This is a genomic window from Kerstersia sp., from assembly GCF_052103615.1.
Taxonomy (GTDB): domain Bacteria; phylum Pseudomonadota; class Gammaproteobacteria; order Burkholderiales; family Burkholderiaceae_B; genus Kerstersia.
The window spans coordinates 18294-34475 of record NZ_JBQEKA010000019.1; the positions used below are offsets into that span (position 1 = coordinate 18294).

Annotated in this window: 9 protein-coding genes; 4 read left to right on the forward strand and 5 right to left on the reverse strand. The window is 60.9% G+C overall.

Going from position 1 to position 16182, the window contains the following annotated elements; genetic code table 11:
- Positions 1 to 32: 32 nt before the first annotated feature.
- Positions 33 to 1715 carry a phenylacetic acid degradation protein PaaN gene (paaN, locus tag ACTJGZ_RS06755; protein WP_441662181.1) on the reverse strand — a complete coding sequence of 561 codons (1683 nt, stop codon included), beginning with the start codon at positions 1713 to 1715 and terminating at the stop codon, positions 33 to 35.
- Positions 1716 to 1952: 237 nt separating this feature from the next.
- On the opposite strand from paaN, the gene paaG reads away from it, so the two are divergent.
- The 4 genes from paaG (at position 1953) to ACTJGZ_RS06775 (ending at position 5700) form a co-directional block, all read left to right on the forward strand.
- Positions 1953 to 2756 (forward strand): 2-(1,2-epoxy-1,2-dihydrophenyl)acetyl-CoA isomerase PaaG, encoded by an 804-nt coding sequence (gene paaG, locus ACTJGZ_RS06760; RefSeq protein ID WP_127773287.1) that lies wholly within the window; start codon positions 1953 to 1955, stop codon positions 2754 to 2756.
- 1 nt (position 2757) lies between these two features.
- Positions 2758 to 3213, forward strand: coding sequence for a hydroxyphenylacetyl-CoA thioesterase PaaI (paaI, locus tag ACTJGZ_RS06765; protein ID WP_441662182.1), 456 nt, complete (start codon positions 2758 to 2760; stop codon positions 3211 to 3213).
- A gap of 102 nt (positions 3214 to 3315) precedes the next feature.
- The gene (gene paaK / locus ACTJGZ_RS06770) at positions 3316 to 4626 is read left to right on the forward strand and encodes a phenylacetate--CoA ligase PaaK (protein ID WP_068371685.1); all 1311 of its coding nucleotides are present in this window, start codon (positions 3316 to 3318) and stop codon (positions 4624 to 4626) included.
- Between the two features lie 471 nt (positions 4627 to 5097).
- Entirely contained in the window at positions 5098 to 5700 is a 603-nt protein-coding gene (locus tag ACTJGZ_RS06775; RefSeq protein WP_068371681.1) for a TetR/AcrR family transcriptional regulator, read from the forward strand.
- Between the two features lie 105 nt (positions 5701 to 5805).
- Here the strand turns inward: ACTJGZ_RS06775 and ACTJGZ_RS06780 are convergent, their stop codons facing one another.
- From ACTJGZ_RS06780 to ACTJGZ_RS06795, 4 genes are all read right to left on the reverse strand, one after another.
- Positions 5806 to 8916: a TonB-dependent receptor domain-containing protein gene (locus tag ACTJGZ_RS06780; protein ID WP_441662183.1), complete on the reverse strand. Its 3111-nt coding sequence runs from the start codon at positions 8914 to 8916 to the stop codon at positions 5806 to 5808.
- A gap of 96 nt (positions 8917 to 9012) precedes the next feature.
- Positions 9013 to 12306, reverse strand: a complete 3294-nt coding sequence (locus ACTJGZ_RS06785; RefSeq protein WP_068371678.1) for a TonB-dependent receptor domain-containing protein — start codon at positions 12304 to 12306, stop codon at positions 9013 to 9015.
- Between the two features lie 173 nt (positions 12307 to 12479).
- The gene (locus ACTJGZ_RS06790; protein ID WP_441662184.1) at positions 12480 to 14339 is read right to left on the reverse strand and encodes a hypothetical protein; all 1860 of its coding nucleotides are present in this window, start codon (positions 14337 to 14339) and stop codon (positions 12480 to 12482) included.
- Between the two features lie 17 nt (positions 14340 to 14356).
- Positions 14357 to 16156 (reverse strand): hypothetical protein, encoded by a 1800-nt coding sequence (locus ACTJGZ_RS06795; protein ID WP_441662185.1) that lies wholly within the window; start codon positions 16154 to 16156, stop codon positions 14357 to 14359.
- Positions 16157 to 16182: the final 26 nt, after the last annotated feature.

A 16182-nucleotide genomic window follows, 5' to 3' on the forward strand; every position in this document is an offset into this window, starting at 1 on the left:
TTTGCGGGCGCCTGGATATAAAACCCGATGCGTCAGGCGCTGGCTGGCGCCGGACGGCGCCACATCACCACACGAAAGCGGTTGGCAACGAAAGCGCTATCGGCAAAGCAGGCATTGCCCGCCGGGTTGGCGCCGGTCACATGGAAATCGCTGAAGGCGGCGCTCTGGTTGACGAAGATGCCCCCCAGCAGATTCACCGACAGATTGACGCCCGCCTCGGCAAAGGCATCGGCGGCATCCAGGATGCCTGCTTCGCTGGTGTCATACAGCGCCGCCGTAATAGCCCCCTTGCGGCGCGCCAGGCTCGCGGCGCGGCGCACGCCGTCGGCGGCATCGTCCACGGCCACGACAAAAGAGATAGGGCCGAAACGTTCAGCTTCATAGGCCCCGGCGGCATCGGCATCAACCGCCACCATCAGCGGCGTTGCGGTGCGCGCCGCGCCTGCGCCAGCCACCGGCGCAGAATCACGCACGACACGGCCCAGGGCGCGCGCGTCGGCCACCCGGCCCAGCGTATCGGTATTGGCGATGGCGCCCGCCACGGCAATCGCGCGCGCCGGGTCGGCCAGCAGGCCATCCACCGCCGCCACGATACCTGCGGCGACTTCATCAAAAGACTTGCGCTCGCCGCCTGCCAGAATGCCGTCGCGCGGCACGAACAGATTCTGCGGCGCGGTACACATCTGGCCGCTGTAGAGCGACAGCGAAAACGCGATGTTCTGGCACATGGCATCGAAATTGTCGGTGGCCGCGATCACGATACTGTTCACACCTGCTTCTTCGGTATAGACCAGCGGCGTGGCGGCATGGCGGCGCAGCCATAGGCCGAACTCGCCCGACCCGGTGTAGTCGATCTGAGCGACCCCCGCGTGCTCGGCAAACGCCTTGGCCAGGCCCTCGCCCGGCTCTTCCGCTGCCAGCAGCACCACATCGGGCGGCAAGCCTTGCTCCGCCAGCACTTCGCGCGCCACCAGGACCGTCAGCGCCATGGGCAGAATGGCTGCCGGGTGCGGCTTGGCAATCACGGTATTGCCGGTTGCCAGGTTGGCGAACAGGCCGGAATAGCTGTTCCAGGTCGGGAACGTCTGGCAACCGATCAGCAGGGACACGCCACGCGGCACGATGCGCCAGTGCTTATCCATCACGATGTCACCGGCCTTGCCCTGCGGCTTGACCCAGCGCGCGCTGGCAGGAATACGCTGCATTTCTTCCCAGGCATAGGCCAGGGCCTCCAGGCCGCGGTCCTGCGCGTGCGGGCCGCCAGCCTGAAATGCCATCGGAAACGCCTGGCCGGAGGTATGCATCACGGCATTGGCCATTTCAAAACTGCGGCGGTTCAGGCGGGCCAGGATTTCCAGGCAAATGCCCACACGGGCTTCGGCGCTGGTATTGGCCCAGGCTGCTGCGGCAGCCTGCGAATGGCTCACCAGCAAGTCGGCGTCGGCCGCCGGATAGCGGATACCCAGCGCGCCCGCGGCTGCCGTTCCCAGGAAAGGCGACACTTCCGCGCCCACCCGGCGCTGCTCCGGGTGACCGGGCAATTCAAAGTCGCCATTGAGGCGCGCTTCATAGCTGGACAGGCCTTCCTGCTTGGCGTGTTCGCCATAAATCTTGCCGCTGGGCACCTCTGGATAGGCGGTCCAGAACCCCCGTTCGCGTATGGCTGCAAGGGCCGAATCAAGCGTGGCGCGGTGCTGATCAAACAGGCTGGACATACTGGTTTTTCCCATGTTGAAGAGTGCCAGGGAATTATTGACCGACCGGACGGTTTATGCAATAGTAGGAACCCGAATACCCAAGCGCCATCAAGCTGTGAAAATGGCGCCCCAGGACCACCGGAAAAAATCCGGCGAAAAAAAATACGGCCCCGTGCCTCCGTTCCGTCTGCTACCGTCGCTGGTAGCCTGATGCCGGAATAGATGGCCCGGCGGTAAAAAAACGAAGGAGACAACGTGGAGCAATCCTCTCACGACACCGTGCTCGTCAGCCTGGAGCAAGGCGTGCTGCGCCTGACGCTGAACCGTCCTGACAAGCTCAATTCATTCAATGAAACCATGCACCTGGCGCTGCGCGCCGGGCTGGATCGCGCCGAGCAGGACAGCGCCGTGCGCGCCGTCTTGCTGACTGGCGCCGGCCGCGGTTTCTGCGCCGGCCAAGATCTGGGCGACCGCGACCCGCGCAAGAGCGGCGGCCAGGCCCCCGATCTGGGCGCCACCATCGAACAGTTCTACAACCCGCTGGTGCGCCAGATCCGCCGCCTGGAAAAACCCGTGATCTGCGCCGTCAATGGCGTGGCTGCCGGGGCGGGCGCCAATCTGGCGCTGGTCTGCGATATTGTCCTGGCCGCGCGCTCGGCGCGCTTCATCCAGGCCTTTTCCAAGATCGGCCTGATCCCGGATTCCGGCGGTACCTGGAGCCTGCCGCGCCTGCTGGGCGAAGCCCGCGCCAAAGCGCTGACGCTCACCGCTGCGCCGCTGAATGCCGAAACGGCGGCCGACTGGGGCCTGATCTGGCGTGCCGTGGACGACGAAGCCCTGCAAGACGAAGCCCTGAAACTGGCGCAGCAACTGGCGCAAGGCCCGACTCGCGGCCTGGGCCTGACCAAACTCGCCATTCAGGCGGCCGCCACCAACAGCCTGGACCAGCAGCTCGAACTCGAACGCGATTGGCAGCGCGAAGCCGGCCGCAGCCAGGATTACGCCGAAGGCGTCGCCGCTTTCCTCGACAAGCGCCCGGCCGTTTTCAAGGGGAACTGAGATGGACATCAGCACCCTGAGCCCGCAAGCCCTGGCGCGCGCCTGCGCCGAAGCCATGTGGAAGGACGACCGCGCCACCCAGCATCTGGACATGAAGCTGGACCTGGAGCAAGTCGGCCCCGGCACCGCCGCCATCCAGATGCGCATAGACGCCAGCATGCTCAACGGCCACCGCACCTGTCACGGCGGCTATATGTTCACGCTGGCCGATTCGGCCTTCGCCTTCGCCTGCAATACCTATAACCAGCGCACGGTGGCGCAGCATTGCTCGGTCAGTTTTCTCGCCCCTGCGTTCGAAAACGACATTCTGACCGCGACAGCGCGTGAAATCAGCCGCAACGGCCGCAGCGGTATTTATGACGTGGTCATCCGCAACCAGGATGGCGCCCATATTGCCGAATTCCGCGGCCATGCCCGCACGATCAAAGGCACTTTGCTGCCAGAAGCCACCCCCTGAATACCCGCTGCCGGCATCAGACCGGCACGAGATAACCAGACTGCGGCGCGGCAGCGCGCCGCCAACTAGTGCAAGAATCAGAAGCCATAGCAGGAGACAAGCATGGAAAACCTGGCGCCTCGCAAAGAGGATCTCGATCCGATTGAAATCGCTTCGCGCGATGAACTGGCCGCGCTCCAGCTGGAGCGCATGAAATGGTCGCTGACCCACGCTTACGAGAACTCCCCGTTCTACCGCAAGCGTTTCGATGACGCCGGCGTCCATCCGTCCGACCTGAAAACGCTGTCTGATCTTTCCAAATTCCCCTTCACCTACAAAACCGACCTGCGCGATACCTATCCCTTCGGCATGTTCGCCGTGCCGCGCGAACAGCTCGTGCGTATCCATGCCTCGTCGGGCACCACCGGCAAGCCCACCGTGGTCGGCTATACCCGCAATGACATCGACATCTGGGCCACCGTGATGGCGCGCTGTATCCGCGCAGCCGGCGGCCGCCCGGGCGACGTCATGCACAACGCCTACGGCTATGGCCTGTTTACCGGCGGCCTGGGCGCTCACTATGGCGCGGAAAAACTGGGCTGCACCGTGGTCCCCATCTCCGGCGGCATGACCGAGCGTCAGGTGTCGCTCATCAATGACTTCCAGGCCCGCATCATCATGGTGACGCCGTCCTACATGCTGTCCATTCTGGATGAATTCAAACGCCAGGGCATGGATCCGCGTGAATGCTCTCTGGCCGTCGGCATCTTCGGCGCCGAGCCCTGGACCAACGCCATGCGCCTGGAAATCGAACAGGCCTTCGACATGCATGCCGTGGACATCTACGGCCTGTCGGAAGTCATGGGCCCGGGCGTGGCCAACGAATGCGTGGAAACCAAAGATGGCCTGCATATCTGGGAAGACCACTTCTACCCGGAAGTCATAGATCCTGTCACGGGTGAAGTGCTGCCTGACGGCTCACAGGGCGAACTGGTGTTCACCACCCTGACCAAGGAAGGCTTGCCCATCATCCGTTACCGCACCCGCGACCTGACGCGCCTGCTGCCGGGCACGGCCCGCACCATGCGCCGTATGGAGAAAATCACCGGCCGCAGCGACGACATGATCATCCTGCGCGGCGTGAACGTGTTCCCGACTCAGATCGAAGAGCAGATCCTCAAGTGCAAGGGTCTGGCACCGCACTTCCAGATCGAACTGAGCCGCAATGGCCGCATGGACAACATGACGGTGCATGTCGAATGCCAGGCCGATGCCTGCGACGAACAGGCCCGCTCGCGTTCCGCCAAGGAATTGGCGCATCACATCAAGAGCATTGTCGGCATCAGCACGCTGGTGGATGTCACGCTGCCAGGCGCGGTGGTGCGTTCCGAAGGCAAGGCCAAGCGCGTCGTCGATAACCGGCCCAAACGCTGATTTGCCGGCCCGGCTATTCCACCAAAAGCCGGGATCCGCAGCCAGCCTGGCCAGGCCCGGCCAGACTAAAACGCCACCTGGCCCGGCACCAAAACCGGGCCATCGCCAACACCGGCCGCCCGGATATCGGCGGCCCGCACAGCGGAATGCGGTAACATCGCCACTCAGTGGCGGCATTCAGCGGCATTCTGGCAACACGCCGCATGCCGCGCTGAACCGCCAGGCCAGAATGGGCGCGCAGCACGCTGCGGCCCCTGGATGCCTATCCGCGGCACAGGCGCACGCCTTCCCGGCGTTGCCCCTGGGATTGCCGCCGATGCGCTCCTGCCGTCCGGCCCCCAGTATGCCTGGGCGCCTGGATGAAGCCCGGACCACACGGTGCCGCATTGCCGCCATGCGGCAGTCAGCACCGCAGCGCCTGCCGTAGTTGGCCCCTTAGAATAATGACGATTAATAGGACGATATATCAGCATGGCACGCACGCGCGCGGCAGATTTCGAAGAAAAACAGCGCAGCATCCTGACCAGCGCCGCCGCAGTTTTTGCGGAACTGGGCATGGAAAAGGCATCCATGGCACAGATCGCCTCACGCAGCAAAGTCTCGAAGGCACTGCTCTACCACTATTACCCCAGCAAAGACGCCCTGATCTTTGACATCATCCGCAGCCATCTCGAAGAGCTGGACCATGCGCTGGAAGTCACCGAAGAAGAAAGCAAGGGCGACGATGCGGAAACCCGGCTGCGCAAACTGGTGCGCCAGATTCTTGAGTGCTACCGCGATGCGGACGATATGCACAAGGTGCAGCTCAACCGCTCCGGCTCACTGACCGATGAACAGGCCCAGGAGCTCAACCTGCTGGAACGCCGCATCGTGCGCAGGATTTCTGCGGTCATCCACGAAATCAATCCGCAACTGGACGAACACCGCCCCTTGCTCAAACCCGTCACCATGTCGCTGTTCGGCATGCTGAACTGGGTCTATATGTGGTTCCGCCCCGATGGCCCGGTCAGCCGCGAGGAATATGCGGATATCGCCACCACGCTGGTGCTGGAAGGCTTGAAAGCCATCAAGTAATGTGAAAAGTTCCGGCCCAAGGGCCGGAACCTATCAGCTGCCATACAGACCGCCATACGGGGGGGGCAGGCACCCGCGCCCTGCCCCAGGCCCTTGCGTCCAGGCTTACAAATTCAGCGTCAAGCCGAAACGGATCGTCCTGCCAGGCGCGGGCAAGGTGGTACGCGCCAGCGGATCCAGATAGTACTCATTGGTGATGTTGGTAATGCTGGCATCCAGGCTCACAGCATCGTTCAGCCGGTAATTGGCAAACGCATCAAAAGTGCGGATGCTGTTCCAGTAAAAAGGCTTGGTTGTCGTGTTGGACCAGCTGATCCGGCCTTGCTCCAGCCATCTTGCTTCCTGTTTGTTCTTCGCCTCGCTGTGATAAATCATGCGGCCGCCGACATGCAGCCGGTCATCCAGAAAGCGCGCGCCCAGGCTCAGGTCTATCGAATACTTGGGCTGCAGGCTGATACGCGCATTGGTCTGCGGAAAGCCTGCTGCCACGCAGCTTTCCATCGCACGGCCGAAATAGGGATCGTAATTCGCCGCTGCGTAATCAGCGTCGCAGACCTTCTGATCCAGACGATACGTCGTGCCGATATTGGCATACCAGCCGCCGCTATCCCAGCGGCTCAGGAATTCAATGCCTGAAAACTCTTTTTTATCAAACTGCACGATATTGAAATTATCGTCCCGGTCGATGAAATGACGGATGCTGTTGCGGAAATAGTTCAGGCGCACATCCACATGGCGGAAACTGGGGAAATAGGCGGCCAAATCGTGCACATAGCCAAACTCCCAGTTCCTGGCCCGTTCCGGGCGCACCGAACTCGTTCCTTCCAGGGTCACGCCATAGGCATTGCTGCTTTGAGTATCCTCATAAATGGAAGGAAAGCGGATGGCTTCCGCATAGCGCGCATACAAGCGGATATCCGGCGTCACATAAGCGGTCATCCCCAGCATAGGCGCCCAGCCGCTGCCCCGGTGTTTTTCCACCGGCGCCCAGCGATCGACCTGCGGAACCGGCTGCGTCACATTGCCCGGATTATCCTGCACCGGATCGGGCAGGCGGTACTTGGCATAGCTGCCGGTCTGGCCTTGAGGATTTTCCACCATCTCATCAAAACTCATGTTCCCGTTCAGGAAAGGGTCGTTCTCAATGAAGCCCTGATGCTTTTCGTACAGATACGGAATATGCAGATTGGCCTGCCAATACTTCACGCCATTGATTTCCGTCGTACTGCCCCGGTTAGGGACTGTCTTCAGCTCCTGCTGCCGCTCCCCAAAACGCGTGGCAATGTCGGCCATCTGCTGATAGGTAATGACGCCTTGCTGATAATTGTGCTGGCGCTGGTTGTAATCCTCCAAAAGCTGCATATCCGCGTCATCCAGCAACTGCAGGTAGGGCACCCGCTTGTGGGTCACGATATTGCGCTGCGCGCCGAAGCCGCCCAGGCCGCTGCGCTCCGTACGGTAGCGGTCCAGGCCGTCATCAAACGACCAATAGCTGGCATAGCGGGCGCCAGCGGAAACACTGAGCCAGGATGTCGCCGCCCACTCCAGATTCATCGTGAGCCCGTGCTGGCTGCGCCGGCCGGATCGCGGCCCCATGATACGGCTGCCCATATTCACATCATTCGATTCATTATCGTAGGCATCGGCCTGCGCCAGTTCTTCCTTCTGGAAATCGCCGCTGACCAGCAGGCTGACCGCCGGACTGAGCGTAAACAGATTGCTGGCGTTCACACCCTGCCGCCTGTGATCCGACACAATCAGCGATAGCGGCACGACTTCGAAACGGCCATCCTCACGCACTGGCGGCGTCCCCGAGACCCCGGCGCACCCACCATCCGCGATTTTCTGCGCGTCCTTTCTGACGTGGCAATCGGTGTAGAGATCCCATGCCCGGTCGCCATAGCGGGCGCCGTCACCACGGTCCGGCCCCAGCACGCCCCATGGCCAGTCACCATTTTGATGCCGCTCACTGTGATTGCTGGTGCGCCACACACCCAGTTCAAGATTGATCCATTCCGCTTGCTCCGGCTGCCAGCTGTAGTTCAAACCATAGGTTTTCTGTGTGACGCTGGAATGCGGCATCTGGATATAAAACGGGTCTGTCCGTTTATCCGCGCTCTGCATGGCCGATTGCACCACCCATTGCATGGCTTCGCCAAATGACAGATCGGTATCCATGTAATTGAAGCGCAGCACCTGATTGTCCGGCAGGTACACCCCGCCCTTCAGCAGCAAGGACTCATTTTCGCTGGCCGAATTCGCCACTTCGTCGCCTGGGCGGTAAAGCTGGGCCAGATACGGCGTCAAATTCAGATTGGCGTCGGTATTACCCGCATCGGTCAGGCCATCGCGCCAATGATCGGTGTTGTAGGCGCTGCTGCCGCGTTTGCCGCTGAAATAATTGCCCCGGCTCCGGTAGCTATAGGCCGCCAGAAAATCGAAATATTCCTGCCGGGTGGCCAGCGCCAGACGCCAGGCCCGGTCCTCCAGATTGAAGCCTGGCAGTTTGCCGCCAGACCGGGGGCTATCGCGCCCGCCAGGCAAGGTAGGCAGCCCCAGGTGGTTGTAACCGGGATTGACGGTTGCCCCGGGAATATCGCGGTAATCCATGCCATAGATGCCGAACGCCGACTTATCGACCGAGGTGCTGTTATTGGCCGTCTCGGCCTTGAGTTCCATGCCCCAGTCCGAATCCTCGCGGATGATATCTTCCGGCATCAGGGTGCGTATCTGTACCGCCCCGCCTATGCCGCTTTGCACACCGCGCGTCATGGACGGCCCTTTTTCCACCATGATGCTGCTGATCATGTAAGGATCCAGGTAATTGCGGTTCGCCACCCCCGCAGGGCCCAGCCAGACCGACATGGCTTGCTCCGTGCCGTCCACGGTCACAGGCACGCGGCCTTCGCCCTGGATGCCACGAATGTTCGGGTCCAGCGCGCCGCCATTGCGCGCATCGTTGCTGTAAACCCCGTTGAGCCCCTTGAACAAGTCTGCTGCCGATGTGCCGCGGTAACGCTCGATCTCTTCTTTGCCCACATAGACATTCGACACGTCTTTCTGGAAAACCTCATCCCGCCCGGCCTCGTCCCGGGAACGGACGCCATATACCACGTTGGCATCGAGCGCCTGGACATCGTCCTGCGCCACCGCAGGCGCCGGTGCGCCTGCGGGCGTGTCTGCAAGGGTTTGGGCGGATGCGCCGGGCGCAATCATCAGGCAACACACTGCGCTCAGGCAGCAAAACGAAACATCACGCGTGCGCAGGGCATGCGATATGGGATGCCGGGTCAGTCTTAGCATCATCCTTCCTTAGAAACTCAGGGTCATGCCCAGCTTGAACGAACGCCCGGGCGCAGGTTGCGTCATGCGTGCCAAAGGATCCAGGTAATAGAGATCCGTCAGGTTGTTGATACCGGCGTTGAGGCGCAAATGGCGGTTGACACGGTATTGGGCATAGAGATCGACCACCAGAATGGGCTGCCAGCGATAGGGCTGGTTCATCGTGATGACGCCGAAATTGCCCGCCTCAATCCAGCGTTCTTCGTCTTTATTGCTGGCGCGGCTGTGATAAATCGCGCGGGCGCCCAGCTCCAGCTTGCGCTCCAGCAAACGCAGGCCGCCATCCAGCGTGATGGAATAGTCCGGCTCCAGGCTGGTACGGGTGAACGTCAGCGGAAAACCGGCAGTGACGCAGGTGTTGAAACGGGTATTGAAGAACGGATCCAGCGCCGAAGCGTAATCGGCATCGCACAGTTTGTTTTTCAGGCGATAGCTGACGCCCAGGCCGCCAAACCATGACCCGCCGTCGGCGGACGCGAGAAACTCCAGCCCTTCCAGGCGCTTTTCATCGAACTGCACCACCATGTAGTTGTCATTGCGGTCGATGAAGTTCTCGATACGGTTGCGGTAATAATTCAAGCGCAGATCGAAGGCATCCAGCGACGGGAACCAGGGCGTCATATCCTGCACGACGCCAAGCTCGATATTGCGGGTTCGCTCCGCTTTCAGGTGATAGTCGTCGCGGCTGCCCAATAAGCCGAAAGCGCTCTGGAAGTCCTCGAATACGCTGGGAAAACGCACATATTCGGCATAACGGGCATAGACGCGGCTATGGTCAGTCATGAACCAGGTCAGGCCCAGCATCGGCGCCCAGGCGTCATTGCTGCGCTTGTCGGGCAAGGGATAGCGCTCGTCCTTGGGCAGTTCCTCAGTCAGCCAGCCGCTGGAGTGCACATAACCCGTCATGCCCTGCACCCACAGCAAATCGCTGGCATTGGAGCGATATTCGGTCCGCTCCCCGGTATTCTGATCGTAGTAACCGGGCACCAGATACTTGTAATGCTCCACCCCATTGGCATCGGTCACTTTCTCATTGATGTCGAAAGTGCCATTGGCAAAGGGGTTGTTGTCGGCATAGCCCCGGTGATCCAGATCGGGCGTGGGCACCATGACAGCCAGCGGCCCCTGGGTATGGCCATGGCTATAGCTGCCCAGATACGTCGCCCCATTGAGGGTGACATACCGGCCGAAATTGTTGTCGCCAGGCAAGCCGTAAAACACACGATGGCTATTGGCCTCGCGGTCGGCATCCGTGCGGGCAATGTAGCCCTGGGTCAAGGCATCCAGCCACTGTTGCGACTCACGCGCAAAGGCGCGCTGTTCATCCGTCAGCGTTTCAGTGCGCGCGGCCTGGTCGATTTCATCGCGGCGTGATTGGTAGTGCTGTAATTGCGCCACCTGATCTTCCGTCAGGTACATCGCATACGACAGCACCGAATGGGTAATCTTGTTGTGACGCGCCCAGGTCTGATCGCGGCGTTTCTCTGCCAGCTTTTCATCCTTGGACCAGTAACGGCTGTAGCGCGCCCCGGCGGTCAATTGCAGCCGGGGCGTAATCGCCCAATCCAGGGAAAAGCGGGCGCTGTATTCCTGGCGTTTCCCCGATCGGGCACCCATGTAATCCCGCCAGATCACATTTTCATTGAAGCTGTGCTGCCCCTCCATGGCGTGGCTTTCATCCAGATCCTCACGCACCAGATCAGCGCCGACATTCAGGCTCAGATCGGGATGCAGCCGGAAGCGGTTGCCCACGTTGAAGCCCGTTTTCCCGTGGCGGCTGAGCTGCCATGATTTATCAATCACCGTGCCCTCGATATTCGCATCGGGAGTCCGGCTCATCTCGCCCTTGTCCTGCCACTGCCGGCATACCATGTCATCCCATTCCGCCTGTTCGGGAAACGACTGGCGAAAATCATTGCAGCGCCGGTAATTGTCATAGGGGCGGTCGATCTGGCCTTCCGCCAGCGCCCAGGCAACGCCGCCGTTGTCATGGCGAAATGCCCGGCTATCCGTCTTCCAGAGATTGATATCCAGGTCTATCCAAGGGTTGTCCACCGGGTCCCAGCGGTACCCCAGCTTCCAGGTTTGCTGCGTCAGGGTGGAGTCCGGCACCACGGGCAAGCGCCCGTCCTGGTACTCGCCCATGGTGATATAGGTACTGATATCCGCCGCGTTTTCGCCATAGCGCTGCTCGGTCCGCATGTAATTCAGGCGCAAGGTCTGATCAGCGGGCAGATATAAAGCCCCCTTCAGCAAGACGGACTCGGTTTCGTTATGGGTGTTGAGCACCTCTTGGCCCGGCTGGAAAACATTGGCGACGTAATCGCGCAAGGCCGACGGATCATTGGGATTTTCGCGCTGCGAGAAATAAGCGTGAGTCAGCCAATCCGTTTTTTCATATTTACTGGCGCCGCGGGTACCGCTGAAATAGTTGCCGCTGCGGCGGAAGCTATAGGCCGCCAGCAAATCGTAATGTTCCTGCCGGGCCGCCGCCGCCACGCGCCAGGAAGCATCATCCAAATTCAGCCCGCCGTTACCGCTGCGCCGCCTGGGCAAGGCCTGAGCGCCGCTGCTGGCGGGCAATATCACACCCAGGTCATTCGCGAATGATCCGGCGCCATAGGCGCCCGGTATATCGCGGTAATCCTTGCCATGGAAACGGTCCAGGCCAGCCGGAGCCTTCACCGTCCCGGTGGCCGTCTCGGTTTTCAATTCGAAGGCGAAACGCTCATCCGGCGGCAGCAGATCATCCACATCCAGCGTCCGGATGCGTATCGTGCCGCCCAGCCCGCTGCCATTTTCCAGCGACGGGCCTTTTTCGGCGCTGATGCCGCCGACCAGATTCGGATCCACATAAGAGCGATTACTGACACCGCCCTGCGCGCCCAGCCAGACGGTCGTGGACTGCTCCGTGCCATCCACCAGCACCGGCACACGTCCTGTCCCCTGCACGCCGCGGATATTGGGGTCCAATGCCCCGGAATTGCGGGCTTCTCCGGTATAGACACCGTTCAGGCCCTTGACCAAATCCCCGACCGAAGTCCCTTTGTAATTTTCAATCGCTTCCCGTTCCATTTGCACAGAGGAAATATCCTGCAGGAAGCTGTCAGGCATCGGGGTTTTACCCTGGACCAGCACGGCATCCAGCGTTGAAACCTCTTCGGTTGGCGAATCATTATCCGTGTCCTGCGCCAGCGCGGGCGGGCAGGCAAACAGCAGGGCGCTGGCCAGCGGGCCATAGCGCAGCAAGGTCGATGAAGGCATGATGTGTTCCTGGGCCGTACCGGTACGCTCGGCCGCTACGGTTGCAGCACGGCAGAGCAGCCCGGCCCCAAGGCCAAGGCGCTTCCGCTGTCTGACGCGGCGCCTGCGGCGCCTTATGAATACAGCGGTGCCAGCCCTGGCCTGGCGGCCTGAGCTGGCACCTGGTTCAGAGATCAGTCAATGATTTCTTTCAGCACCCGCGTACCGTCCAAGGTACCGTCGGTCACCAGAATGCTGGGGTAGCGATCGTCACGCCCTGCTTTCTTGATGTCCAGCGACAGAACAAGCTTGTTATTCAGAATGCCGCCCAGCTCATTAGACAAGCTGCTGCGTGCATCGAAATCGCTGAGCGAAGTCACTCCAATATTTGCCGTCGTGCCGCTGGCACTACCCGGCCGCTTGACCAACTGAGTGCCGGCAACCGTACCATCCGATACCCACAGCGCCGCCACGAACCCGCTGCCGTCAGCCGGCCTGGAGTCTATTCCGTAGAAAAACAGCTTGTCGCCAACCAGCTGGCGACGCCAGGCAATGTCATAGAAACTAACGGCAGAAAACTGCTCCGTTTCCGGATCCATGGCCAGATCGCCGAAATGCATCTTGCCCATAAAACCGTCGTAGCCATGGCGCGACAGGTTCAACGTGCCTGCGTAATACACCTCTTTGCCGCCATCTGTCGGTGCCGGCACCCGATAGGTGCCCGCTGGCTTGCCATCCGTACGCCAGAGTTGCCGTGTCATCATGGCGCTATTGGGCTCTGGACGATAGGTAATCTGCTGATAGCCCGCATCCGTGACCCGCTCTACACTCAGTTCGAAGTAAAACTGGTCTTTCCATGCGCGTACCGGCGTGATGTGTGCTGCGCGCAAATCCACTTCGCCGAACTCGTCCGCCAACCACTGATCCAGATTGAAAACGGTCACTGGCTTATCGTCCTGCCCCTCCACAAAGTAGCCCAGCACTTTCTGGCCATCGGCGTTCTGCCAGGAGATATAGACACGATCCTGCTGACGCTGCAGCAAAGTGAACTTGCGATCCTCTGCATACTCATCACTCAGCTTCATGACTTTCTCGGTTTTCTTGCTGTCCGGATGTGTTTTCCAGAGCTCTGTCCGGGCTTTCCCGTTGACATGGCTGAAAGTCAGGAAATACAGCTGATCGCCCAGCACGGCTGAAAACTGGGGCATGACGATCTGGCTGGCATCGCCATATACCTTTTCCGTCACATCTCCATTGCTGCGCCACAAGCTTGCAGGCTGACCGCCCCCCTCACGTGCCGAAAAATAGACCCAGTTTCCCGCGCGGACAAACTCACGCGGCCAGCTGCCCCGCTCTTTTTCATCCTGGCGCTGATTGTCCGGATTGATATCGTGCAGCAAACGGGTGCCGCTTTCCGTGCCATCGCTGATCCAAAGCTCCTGCCCATGCTTCTCCGTCGTCGCCGGAAAGAGAATCCGTCCATCCTGAAGCGCCGTCATGGATTCGATGTGGCTGTATGACGTACTGTTGGCCCCCACCGGCAGGCTGACACGCGTCGTCCCATCCGTCGTTCCGTCCGTCCGCCAAAGTTCATTGCCATACTGCATGGTGAAGTAGAGGAAATCCCGGCATTGAATCGACAGTTCCTGCGCATTGCCGCTGGCAGCGGTGCAATGCTGAAGCCTGGCTTTCCCCTTCACACTATCGCTATATGCCTGGTTGCTGCTGGAGTTGCTGGCCTGAAAACCCAATTTGGACAAAGGCGTGCTGCCCAAGCCTGCCTGCGCCAGATTGATGGTGCCATTGGCAGTGACCGTCACACGCTGCGCGCTGTTGTCACGATTGCTGATAAGCAGTTGCGTGCCGGATGCCAGGCCCTGGACGTTGGCGGAGCTGTAGCTTGTATCCTGCCCGGGATCGGGTTTGGGCGTGGGGGTGGAACCCCCGCCTGACGAGCTGTCGCCGCCGCTGCCGCCACCGCCGCAGCCAGCCAGGATCAGACTCACGGCCAGCATGCTCAGGGCCGGGGCGAAACGAAGAGAAGACGTTTTCATGATTCAGTTATCCGTAATCAATGTTGCAGAGGCAGCAGTTGCTGGGTGCCCGCAGGTGTGCCGTCCGTCACCCAGGCATCGTTCGCTATGGTCAGCAGCACGCGCTGCGCATCCAGGGGCAAAGTCGGACGGCTGATGATGTATTCGCCCATCGGCAGGTCAAACACATCCGTTTCCGCATCGCCATGTTTCAGGGTGACCACCCCTGCCTTATCGGCATAGCGGGAGTACATTTCTGCGAACCTTTTTTCGCCTGCCATGAAATACACCCGCTCGCCGCTCTGGACTGGCCGGCTGATGTACGGGTAGCGCGCCATGGCCGTAATCTCGCCATCCGCCGTGATCTGCAACAGGCTTTGTTTGCTATCGGCCTTGTCCTTCACCGTCAGGACATACATCCGCTGCCCGTCACTGGTCATTTCCAGCGGGCTATCAATACTGATCCCCTGGTCTTGCCAGGAAACCGCTTCTGCTGCCGGTTTGTCCGCGCTGGCATCCAGGCGGTAGAGCAGGTGTTCACGCGGCCTGGCCGGATCCGAGATCGTGAAATACAGCTTATTGCCCAGCTGGCGCAGATTGGCAGGTTGCGTGTGCGCCGTGCCGGCCCCGATGTGGTCCACGGCGCTGCCGTCGAGGATGTCGGTCAGCCTTTCCGGGCGCTCGGCACCGTGACGCAGGCGGTAAAGCTCCAGGCCTTTCTCTTTTTCAATATTGGCCACGAAGAACAAGTCCTGCCCCACGCGCTGCAAGGCCCCGCTGCCGTTATAAGTCAGCACGTTGACCAAACTGGGATCGGCAACCTGCGCCACCGGCTTGGCCGTCTCTGCGCCTGGCGCGCTGCGATACAGCCAGCGGCTGATTTCCATCTGGCCGCTGCTGGCATCCGTCCGCTCCACTACGACGAGGAAATACACCTTTCCGTCCACTGCAATAAGATGCTGCGGCTGCACCGAGTCTTGCGCCCCCCATGCCGCTGCGCCTGCCGGTTCCAGCGCCACCGGTGTCGCGCTGCCCACTGTGCCGTCCGTGTAATACAGCCGGGTGACCCGGTCATCGCCCATGGCAGTGAAATACATAAGATCACCCACCGGAGTCAGGTAGGAGGGGCTGCTGCTCAGGCTGAAAATGTTATCCGGCGAGCCGACGCGGATGTCCTTGATCAGCTGGGGCTCGCCCTCCCCCGTGGCATCCACCACATACAGCTCGTTGCCCACCTCGTCATCGCCGCCAGCCAGGAACAGCCGGTTTTTGAAGACGGTCAGATTGCGTATCGCTGACATATACGACGTGGAGGCGAAATGCTTGACCAGCGAGGTGCCTGCTGCCGTGCCATCGGTTTTCCAGAGCTGGTTATACCCGGGCGGGTTACCGGTGCCCGAGGTCGGGAAGTAAGTCCAGGTCTTGCACGTCACCAGGACAGGCGCCAGTTCGCTATGCTCACCCTGCGCCTGGCCATCCCCCTGTTCCAGCCCGCACTCCTGCAATTGCTGGCCCTTTTCCGGGGTTTGAACCGCTGCAATGTTGAGGCGATAGCGATCATTGGGTTTGAGCGCCTGGCCAAACACGAACGTGCCATTTTTGGCCAGCGTGACCGCTTCGGCGCCGGGCTGATCTTCGTTGACCAAGGTAATGCTGCCGCCCGCCAGCAAGCCATCGAGCTGCACCGCCAGGCGATAGCTCTCGGGCGCGACCGGCACCACGACCGTATCATCACCCCCGGGACCTTCATGGCCGCCGTCACCACTGCCGCCGCCACCGCAGCCAGCCAACGCAGCCGCCAGCGCCAAAAGACCAAAATTGCCAAGATTGGGTTTCACGTTATTCACTCCGAAAAAGCGGAAGG